At 59.4% G+C, this 9,453-nt stretch carries 9 protein-coding genes; 8 read left to right on the forward strand and 1 reads right to left on the reverse strand.

Annotated features, from left to right (window positions below; genetic code table 11):
- Positions 1-2: 2 nt before the first annotated feature.
- From trbE to ABIB99_RS26450, 8 genes are all read left to right on the forward strand, one after another.
- Positions 3-2,444 (forward strand): conjugal transfer protein TrbE, encoded by a 2,442-nt coding sequence (gene trbE, locus ABIB99_RS26415; protein WP_247302166.1) that lies wholly within the window; start codon positions 3-5, stop codon positions 2,442-2,444.
- Complete coding sequence (gene trbJ, locus ABIB99_RS26420) at positions 2,441-3,175, forward strand: P-type conjugative transfer protein TrbJ (protein ID WP_063982123.1); 735 nt, start codon at positions 2,441-2,443, stop codon at positions 3,173-3,175. Before trbE ends, trbJ begins: the two co-directional genes overlap by 4 nt.
- Complete coding sequence (gene trbK-alt, locus ABIB99_RS26425) at positions 3,172-3,528, forward strand: putative entry exclusion protein TrbK-alt (RefSeq protein WP_208087815.1); 357 nt, start codon at positions 3,172-3,174, stop codon at positions 3,526-3,528. The genes trbJ and trbK-alt overlap by 4 nt, the downstream gene beginning before the upstream one ends.
- On the forward strand, positions 3,525-4,754 hold the full coding sequence (gene trbL / locus ABIB99_RS26430; protein WP_247302167.1) for a P-type conjugative transfer protein TrbL: 1,230 nt from the start codon (positions 3,525-3,527) through the stop codon (positions 4,752-4,754). The genes trbK-alt and trbL overlap by 4 nt, the downstream gene beginning before the upstream one ends.
- Positions 4,755-4,845: 91 nt before the next feature.
- Complete coding sequence (gene trbF, locus ABIB99_RS26435; protein ID WP_063982125.1) at positions 4,846-5,529, forward strand: conjugal transfer protein TrbF; 684 nt, start codon at positions 4,846-4,848, stop codon at positions 5,527-5,529.
- A complete protein-coding gene (gene trbG, locus ABIB99_RS26440) occupies positions 5,526-6,542 on the forward strand; it encodes a P-type conjugative transfer protein TrbG (RefSeq protein WP_063982126.1) in 1,017 nt (338 codons plus the stop codon). Before trbF ends, trbG begins: the two co-directional genes overlap by 4 nt.
- Complete coding sequence (locus ABIB99_RS26445) at positions 6,539-7,759, forward strand: TraB/TrbI/VirB10 family type IV secretion system protein (RefSeq protein ID WP_247309707.1); 1,221 nt, start codon at positions 6,539-6,541, stop codon at positions 7,757-7,759. Before trbG ends, ABIB99_RS26445 begins: the two co-directional genes overlap by 4 nt.
- Positions 7,760-7,766: 7 nt before the next feature.
- On the forward strand, positions 7,767-8,000 hold the full coding sequence (locus ABIB99_RS26450) for a DUF2274 domain-containing protein (RefSeq protein ID WP_084795049.1): 234 nt from the start codon (positions 7,767-7,769) through the stop codon (positions 7,998-8,000).
- Here the strand turns inward: ABIB99_RS26450 and ABIB99_RS26455 are convergent.
- A complete protein-coding gene (locus ABIB99_RS26455) occupies positions 7,976-8,926 on the reverse strand; it encodes a LysR family transcriptional regulator (protein ID WP_354178118.1) in 951 nt (316 codons plus the stop codon). The two genes, ABIB99_RS26450 and ABIB99_RS26455, sit on opposite strands and share 25 nt — an antisense overlap.
- Positions 8,927-9,453: the final 527 nt, after the last annotated feature.

Here is a 9,453-nt window from a genome sequence, read left to right on the forward strand (position 1 = left end):
TCATGATGCATCTCGCCGAATACCGCCATTCCAACGTCCGGCTTGCCGACTTCTTGCCGTGGGCCGCTCTGGTCGACGAAGGAATCATCCTGAACAAGGACGGTTCGTTCCAACGGACGGCGAAATTTCGAGGACCCGACCTCGATAGCGCCGTGCCGTCCGAACTTGTTGCCATCGCCGGCCGTGTGAACAACGCTTTGCGGCGCCTCGGCTCAGGCTGGGCCGTGTTTTTTGAGGCGCAGCGTCATTCTGCGGGCACTTATCCCTACGACATGTTTCCGGATGTGGCATCGGCGTTGGTCGATGCCGAACGTAAAGCACAGTTCGAAGAAGCCGGTGCGCACTACGAGTCCAGCTACTTCTTGACGTTTTTGTACCTGCCTCCGGAGGAGGGAGCCGCCAAGGCGGAACGTCTGCTCTACGAGGGCCGCGATCGTGCCCTTGGAACTGACGCGCGCGAGGTCGTACACGGATTCATTGACCAAACCAATCGCGTGCTGCAGCTCGTCGAAGGGTTCATGCCCGAGTGCGGCTGGCTCGACGATCAGGACACGCTGACTTTCCTGCACTCGACGGTCTCGACCAAGCGTCATCGCGTTCGCGTGCCAGAAATTCCAATGTACATCGACGCCCTGTTGGCTGATCAGCCGCTGACTTGCGGGCTGGGGCCGATGCTGGGATCAGCCAACGTCCGGATCCTCACGATTGTTGGCTTTCCTGGCGCAACCACGCCCGGAATTTTGGACGAACTCAATCGCCTGGCGTTCTCGTATCGGTGGTCGACCCGGGCGATCATGCTCGACAAGACCGATGCCACCAAGCTGCTGACAAAAATTCGACGCCAGTGGTTCGCCAAGAGAAAATCGATAGGCGCCATTCTCAAGGAGGTGATGACCAACGAGGCGTCGGCGCTGCTTGATACCGATGCCCATAACAAGGCGATGGACGCCGACGCCGCGCTGCAGGAACTGGGGTCAGATCAGATCGGACAAGCTTTCGTCACGGCAACTATCACGGTCTGGGATCGTGCCCCTGAGAGAGCCGACGAGAAGTTGCGGCTGGTCGAGAAAATCATCCAGGGGCGGGATTTCACCTGCATGGTCGAGACGGTGAATGCCGTCGAGGCCTGGCTCGGCAGCCTACCGGGACATGCCTATGCCAACGTGAGGCGGCCGCCGGTCTCGACCCTCAACCTTGCGCATTTGATTCCGATGTCGGCGGTATGGGCGGGCGAGGCGAGAGATCTGCATTTCAGGGGTCCGCCGTTGCTGTACGGTCGGACCGAAGGATCGACTCCGTTCCGATTTTCCCTCCACGTCGGCGATGTCGGCCATACTCTCGTAGTGGGACCGACAGGCGCGGGCAAGTCGGTGCTGCTGGCCCTGATGGCGTTGCAGTTCCGCCGCTATCCGAACTCCCAGATCTTTGCGTTCGATTTCGGTGGTTCAATCCGGGCGGCAGCGCTCGCGATAGGTGGCGATTGGCATGATCTGGGTGGTGCGCTGTCCAACGAGAGCGAAAACTCAGTCGCCCTACAACCTCTCGCCTGGATCGATGATCGTTCGGAGCGAGGATGGGCCACCGAATGGATCAGTGCGATCCTGGCCCGGGAAAAGATCGAGATCACGCCGGAGGTCAAGGATCACCTGTGGTCGGCACTGAGCTCCCTCGCGTCAGCACCGGCGCAAGAACGCACCCTGACGGGCTTGTCAGTCCTTCTGCAATCTTCCCCCCTCAAACGAGCTTTACAACCTTATTGCTTGGGTGGTCCGTCCGGCCGCTTGCTCGACGCCGAATTCGAGCGCCTTGGCGAGGCCTCGGTCCAAGCGTTTGAGACCGAGGGGTTGATCGGAACGAGCGCGGCTCCGGCCGTGCTGTCTTACCTTTTTCATCGCATCGGGGACCGTCTTGACGGCCGGCCGACCCTTCTCATTATCGACGAAGGCTGGCTTGCCCTCGACGACGAGGGGTTCGCCGGCAAGCTTCGCGAGTGGCTGAAGACGCTTCGAAAGAAGAATGCGTCCGTCATCTTCGCCACCCAATCCCTTTCCGATATCGATGGCTCCGCAATCGCGCCGGCGATCATTGAAAGCTGTCCAACGCGCTTGTTACTCCCCAATGAACGGGCAATCGAGCCGCAGATATCAGCAATCTACCGGCGCTTCGGCCTCAATGACCGGCAGATCGAACTTTTAAGCCGGGCCACGCCGAAGCGCGACTATTACTGCCAGTCTCGCCGCGGCAACCGGATGTTCGAATTGGGCCTTGGTGAAGTGGCGCTCGCCTTCGCGGCGGCCTCTTCCAAGACTGACCAAGCCGCCATGGAGCGAGTGCTCGCGGAACATGGACGGGATGGCTTCGTGCCCGCCTGGCTCCAGCACCGTGGTCTCGCCTGGGCCATCGACCTGATCCCCGAACTCGGCAATTTGGAGAGACCGCTATGAGAAGACTTAGCTCATTGCTCGCCGCCAGCATGATTACCCTCACGCTCGGTATCACGGCGCCGGTGCGGGCGCAGTGGATTGTCTTCGATCCTGACAACTACCTTCAGAACGTCCTAACCGCGGCGCGTGAGATCGAGCAGATCAACAATCAGATCACCTCGTTGCAGAACGAGGCGCAGATGCTGACCAATCAGGCCAGGAATCTGGCCAACCTACCGTACTCGTCGTTGCAACAGCTGCAGTCATCGATCCAGCGGACCCAGCAGCTGCTGGCCCAAGCCCAACGCATTGCATACGACGTACAACAGATTGATCAGGCCTTCTCGACAAGCTATAGGCCGGCATCCAGCAACCAGTCCAGCCAGGCGTTGTTCACCAACGCTGAATCGCGCTGGCAAAATTCTGTGGCTGGCCTGCAGGACGCACTCCGGGTGCAGGCAGGTGTAGTCGGCAACCTCGACACCAACCGCGTCCAGACCGCTGCGCTTGTAACGTCAAGCCAGGGGGCCAGCGGCGCGCTGCAGGCAACTCAGGCCGGCAATCAGATTCTCGCGCTCCAGGCACAGCAACTTGCTGACCTCACCGCCACTGTGGCAGCCCAGGGCAGGGCGCAGAGCCTCGAAGGGGCGCAGCGCGCCGCAGCTCAAGACCAGGGACGTGAACAACTCCGACGGTTCCTGACGCCGGGTCAGGGCTACCAACCCCAGGAAGTGCGGATGTTCCACCAATGAGTGACGCAAGACCCTCTGGAGCCGTCTTGGTTGCAGCAGTTGGAGTGTTGCTCGCCGCAGCCTGCGCGATCCAGCTTCGTGGTGGCGAAGGCCCTTCCTCGCCGGCAACGGCTGAAGAGACGACCAGCTTGGATGGTTCTGACGTTGCTAGCTGCCGCAGCGTCACGACGAACGACACGATGGGTTACCAACATTGCCTGCGCATTTGGGCGGAGAACCGGCGCCGCTTCTTCGGTGACAAAAATGGTCCCTTAGATTTCGACCCTGGCAGCTCAGGGGCCGCACCAAAGGACCAGAGCCGCCTATCCCAAGGTTATCCCTCAGTTACAATTCCAGACGCGAGCAGGCGATGACTGGCACTGGTGTTATCGATCAATTTCTGGAGACGTTCACACGCTATATCGATAGCGGCTTCGGCATATTGGGGGGCGACGTCGGATATCTCGCAACAACGCTTGCTGCGATTGACGTCACTCTTGCTGCCCTGTTCTGGAGCTGGGGGCCAGACGAGGATATTATTGCCCGCCTGGTGAAGAAGACACTATTCGTCGGCGTCTTCGCCTACCTGATTGGCAATTGGAACAACCTCGCACGCATTGTTTTTGAAAGCTTTGCTGGGCTTGGACTGAAAGCATCCGGGACCGGCCTATTGGCATCAGATTTCCTACGACCGGGTCGCATTGCTCAGGTCGGCCTGGACGCCGGCCGGCCGCTGCTCGACTCGATCTCGAACCTGATGGGCTACATCAGCTTCTTCGAGAATTTCGTCCAGATCGTCGTTCTGCTGTTTGCATGGGCCGTGGTTCTCCTCGCCTTTTTCATTCTGGCGATCCAGCTTTTCGTCACTCTGATTGAGTTCAAGCTGACGACACTTGCCGGCTTCGTGCTCATTCCTTTTGGCCTCTTCGGCAAAACCGCCTTCGCAGCAGAGCGGGTCCTGGGCAACGTGATGTCTTCCGGAATCAAAGTACTAGTCCTGGCCGTCATCGTCGGTATCGGCTCGACCTTGTTCTCGCAGTTCACGTCCGGATTCAGTGGCGGGCAGCCGACGATCGAAGAGGCGATGACTCTTGTTCTCGCGGCGCTCACCTTGTTGGGGCTTGGTATCTTCGGGCCAGGAATCGCAAACGGCTTGGTCTCAGGCGGACCGCAGCTTGGCGCCGGCGCGGCGATTGGGACGGGTCTTGCTGTTGGCGGTGCTGTTGCCGCGGGCGCTGGCCTTGCCGCTGGCGGTGTAGGCCTCGCCGGTGGTGCGATCGCAGGTGCTGCGCGCGGAGGAAGCGCCGCTCTAAGCGGGGTCTCCGCTGCTTATCGAAGCGGCAACGCTGCAGGCGCCGCCGAGACCGGTGTGTCAGCCGTGACAAATCCGTTGCGCCGGATGGCGAGCACATTCGCCAGCGATGGGCAAGCAGGCGAGCGGGCCGCAGCTAGTTCAGCGGATCGGCAACCAGATTTCGCACGGCGCGCGAAGCAGGCCCAGACAATTCGGCATGGCGCATCCGCGGCCGGGCATGCCCTTCGCTCCAGCGATCCCGGCGGAGCCGGCACTTCAGTCGATCTCTCCGAAGGAGAGCACTGATGCGGCGTCGATCCACCAACTACTGGCACTGACAACTCAGCCAACTTCTTACAACGCTAAGACGAAACTCTTGATCTCAGGAGGAAATTTCATGTTCAAACGACCGTCCGTTCACTACGGGCGCATGCCCGAACCCGTCACGCCTTATCAAAAAGCTGCTCAGGTCTGGGATCAGCGCATTGGATCTGCGCGCGTCCAGGCCAAGAACTGGCGGTTGATGGCCTTTGGCTGCCTCACGCTAGCAAGTGGTCTTGCGGGTGGTCTCGTTTGGCAATCGAGTCAAGGATCGATCACGCCCTGGGTGGTCGAGGTCGATCGGCTCGGTCAGGCGCAAAGGGTTGCCCCGGCCAACATTGACTATCAACCCACCGACGCTCAGATCGCCTACCATTTGGCGCGTTTTGTTGAAGATGTCCGAGGCCTACCCGCCGACGGCATCGTGCTCCGCCAGAATTGGTTGCGCGCCTATGATTTTACGACCGATCGGGGCGCGGCCGCGCTCAATGACTTCGCGCGCAACAACGATCCGTTCGTTAAGTTGGGCAAGGCGCAAATCTCGGTTGATGTCTCCAGCGTCATCCGTGCCTCACCGGACAGCTTTCGAGTCGCTTGGGTCCAACGCACCTACGACTACGGCTCGTTGAGTTCGACCGAGCGCTGGACCGCGATTCTCACCGTTGTGATTGAGACGCCGCGCAACGCCGAACGGCTGCGCAAGAATCCGCTCGGCGTGTATGTACGCGCCATCAATTGGTCGAAGGAGCTGGGTCAGTGACCAAGACGACGTCAAACATTTCCTCGAAGCCTAACAACCCAACCACCGCTAGCGCCTTGATCTCGAAGCGCGCGATCGTGTCGGCCCTGCTGGTTTGCTCGTCGGCCCTTGGAGGTTGCGCGACCTATATTCCGCCGAAAATCAACTATGACGCTGAGCTGCCGGCGTTGCCTGCGCCTCCAGCACCGGTCGACAACAGACCGCACCCGCTTCACGTCCCGCCTGCCTGGAAGCCAGCTCTCGGCGGGAAGTCAGGAGGGAAGGAGGAGGCTGAACCGGTGAGCCGTGTTGAAACAGCAAACAATGCGGCGCGAGTCGAGCCGCGCAAGCGGGGATATTTCAACGCGGCTCAGATCTACGCTTACAGCCCGGGAGCGCTTTATCAGGTGTACGCCTCTCCCGGACAAATCACGGATATTGCGCTCGAAGAAGGGGAGCAACTGACAGGATCGGGGCCTATCGCGGCAGGAGACACGGTGCGATGGGTTGTAGGCGATACCGAAAGTGGAAGCGGCGACACCCGTCGTGTCCACATCCTCGCGAAGCCGACGCGGGCGGCAATCGAGACCAACCTTGTCATTAATACCGACCGGCGCACGTATTTGATCGAGCTTCGCTCCCGCGAGCGGCCCTACATGCCCTCCGTCGCCTGGTATTATCCAGAAACAGCGCGCGAAAAATCGCGCGAGGCTTCCCTCACACCGGTTCTTCCAGATCCAGCGCAGCGCGTGCTTCGCTACGCGATCGAGGGGGACAGTCCACCCTGGCGGCCGCTCTGTGCGTATGACGATGGCCGCAAGGTCTATGTCGAATTCCCGCAAGGGATTGTCCAAGGCGAGATGCCGCCGCTGTTCGTCATTGGCCCTGACGGAAAGACCGAGCTGGTCAACTACCGCGCATACGGCAATTTACTGATTGTGGATCGGCTGTTTGCAGCGGCAGAACTGCGGCTCGGGGGCGAACACCAGCAGAAGGTCCGAATTGTCAGGACTGACGGGAGGTCGTCGTCATGAATTCGAAGATTGAAGGCGATCAGGATCGATCGATTTCGAGGCAAACACAGGACGACCCGTCGAGAAGCTTCCGCCTAAGAGCGGAGCATCCGCGCGTAACACGGCTATCGCGCAAGGTTCTCGCAGGAGGAATTGCGGTCGCGCTGGTAGTCATTGGCGGCGCTGTATTGTGGTCATTGCAAAACAATCGTTCCCGAAATCAGCCGGCGGATGAGCTCTACGCCACTGAGCATCACGATATTGCCGATGGCATTGCGACGCTGCCGAAGGACTACATGGGGTTGACGCGTCGAGGTATTCCCCAGCTTGGTCCACCTCTTCCTGGAGACCTTGGGCGTCCTATTCTGGCCGCCCAAGGTCAGTCGCCGACGATTGGAGCTACGGCTCTCGATGCGGAACAGCAGCGCCGGGATCAAGAAACCGAAGCGGCCCGCGTAAGCCATTTGTTCGCTTCGGCCAATGCAAGAGATGCGCGCCCGCCTGCTGCCGCGGCCCAGGGTGGCGACCGGAATGCTTCATCAATTTCGGCCACCAATGGCGACGAGGGAGTTTCGCAGGGTGGTCAGGACAGGAAGCTCGCATTCGTCAATGCATTCGTTGATCGCCGTACAGTAAGCCCCGATCGCGTCACCAAGCCGGCATCACCCTATGTCGTGCAGGCGGGAACTGTCATTCCAGGTGCCTTGATCACAGGGATACGGTCGGACCTTCCGGGCCAGATCACCGCACAGGTGACCGAAAATGTGTTCGATTCGCCCACCGGGCGCTTTCTGCTTATCCCGCAGGGAGCGCGCCTGATTGGCGTTTATGACAGCCAGGTTGCCTTCGGTCAGTCGCGCGTGTTGCTGGTCTGGACCCGGCTGATCATGCCGAATGGCCGTTCGATGGTGTTGGAGCGTGAACAGGGGGCTGATACCGCGGGCTATTCGGGGCTTGAAGACGAGGTCAATAATCACTGGGGCGAATTGTTCAAAGCCGCGGCTCTTTCGACCCTACTAGCCGTCGGCACCGAGCCCGGCGCGGGCTCAAATACGAACAGCAATGACAGCGCGATCCTCCAGGCGATGCGGCGCGGTGCAGGCGACTCCCTCAATCAAACAGGCCAACAGATCGTCCGTCGCAGCCTCGGTATTCAACCAACGTTGACCATCCGGTCCGGTTTCCCGGTGCGTGTCATCGTCAATCGAGATCTCGTTCTTGAGCTGTATAGAGGGTAGGTGTCTGGTGTCGAAGCTTAAGATCACGGCGTTGTCGGACGATAAGCCAGTCAAAGTCATGACGGAACTACCTGCTTCGGTGCACCGGGATTTGGTTGCGTACGCTGAAGCCTTGGCGCGCGAAACAGGCCAGGCGATTGATCCAATCAAACTGGTCGCGCCAATGCTGGCGCGATTTATGGCCGCAGACAGAGGCTTTGCGAAGTCAAAGCGCGTCTATCGCTCGGTTGGCGACGGGTAGCGCTCGGCTAAAAACGTCAGAAATGGACGTAATGCGAATTTCCTATTGCTGGGCATCCAGTGCGCATAAAAGCAGACGTCCACTTGACCCTGCTCGTCGTGCAATTCTCGATAAACAACGTCGTCTCCAACAGTGGCGACGTCGGAGTCTAGGATAAAGCTCACGCCGAATCCCAGTCTTGTGAACTTGTGAATGAGGTGCCGACTGACGTGATGCCGTTGCACGTTTTGGATGATCCCACGCATCTGGATTCTGGATTCTAACATTTCCTCCACGCTGCCGGCACGATCGGGCGTTACGAGCAAAATGGTTTGATCGCGAAGGTCCGTCCAGAAGACAGCTTCGTGGGAAGCAAGCGCGTGATCTGTCGGGAGCAAAACGAAAACCCGCTCGCGCCACAGCGCGTGCGCGTGGACGGTTGACGAGTCGAGCAGTCCTGATCCAATTATAATATCTGAATCGCTGCTCTGAAGAGATCTACGTAACCCTGTCGTAGATCGCTCTGTGGCGACTAGGTTAGTAGGAGCGCAACGTTGCCGAAAGCCGGCAAGGAGTTCTCCGAGGCGGCCAGGGGCGACCGACGCGCATAAGCCTACCCGAAGTTGATCAGACTGGCCACGTGCCAAGCCGCTTGTCGATTCGAGAAGTGCGTCAAGTTGCTCCAAAATTGAGATTGCGTGTTTCAAGAAATGCAGGCCAGCGAGGGTAGGTCGTACGCCTGTTGTCGAACGTTCGAATAAAGCCGCTCCAACCTGGGCCTCGAGTTGAGCCACCGCACGGCTCAATGCAGAATGCTGAACAGGAAGGAGCTCGGCGGCCTTCCGGAAGCTGCCGCATTCATATGCGAGTGCCGCGAATCGAAGGTGCTTGAGCTCGATCGCCTGTCCCGAGAGGTGGCGGTCGGACTTGGCCGAAAGGCTGCACATCCAATACGACCCCCTTGTCGATAATGAAGCCGGCACCTCCGAGGTAGGTCAGCTCAGATTTGGACGCACCTGTACGATTCGACAGGGGGCATTCCTCCCGAGATCGGGTATGGCGTTACAGGCGCGTCGGGACCAACGCTGTTGAACGCTCCGGTTACCCAAAAAGGAGCCTTGCTATGGCTTTCAGAGAATGGCTAGAAATTGAGCCTTTCGGCGAGGCTTCCGCTCAAAATGGCTTTGGCCCCACAAGCCGTATGCACAGATTCGGGCATCGTATCGCAGGGACTGACGCAGTTCTTGCAACTATCGAGATCCCATTGAGCATCGTGCTGCAGTCGATCCCAATCGAGGTGACTACGAGATTAACGGTAAGCGCGAAGCCGATACCCTTGCTTCAGAATTCGAATGAACGTGCGAAGAAGCCTCCGACTAGGACGGAGGTTTGGGATGGGATTGGACAGCAAAAAGGACGTCCATTTGGACGGCTCGTCGGTAGGGCCGGTGAGCCGGCTGGAGGTCCTTGAAGG

It is taken from the genome of Bradyrhizobium sp. LA6.1, assembly GCF_040547805.1.
GTDB lineage: Bacteria > Pseudomonadota > Alphaproteobacteria > Rhizobiales > Xanthobacteraceae > Bradyrhizobium > Bradyrhizobium barranii.

What these genes read in the sequence shown, in the direction of transcription:
- ABIB99_RS26445 (WP_247309707.1), top strand. Translation starts at nt 6,539, where the DNA reads ATGAATTCGAAGATTGAAGGCGATCAGGATCGATCGATTTCGAGGCAA.
- trbK-alt (WP_208087815.1), top strand. Translation starts at nt 3,172, where the DNA reads ATGAGTGACGCAAGACCCTCTGGAGCCGTCTTGGTTGCAGCAGTTGGA.
- trbL (WP_247302167.1), top strand. Translation starts at nt 3,525, where the DNA reads ATGACTGGCACTGGTGTTATCGATCAATTTCTGGAGACGTTCACACGC.
- trbF (WP_063982125.1), top strand. Translation starts at nt 4,846, where the DNA reads ATGTTCAAACGACCGTCCGTTCACTACGGGCGCATGCCCGAACCCGTC.
- trbJ (WP_063982123.1), top strand. Translation starts at nt 2,441, where the DNA reads ATGAGAAGACTTAGCTCATTGCTCGCCGCCAGCATGATTACCCTCACG.
- trbE (WP_247302166.1), top strand. Translation starts at nt 3, where the DNA reads ATGATGCATCTCGCCGAATACCGCCATTCCAACGTCCGGCTTGCCGAC.
- ABIB99_RS26455 (WP_354178118.1), bottom strand. Translation starts at nt 8,926, where the DNA reads ATGTGCAGCCTTTCGGCCAAGTCCGACCGCCACCTCTCGGGACAGGCG.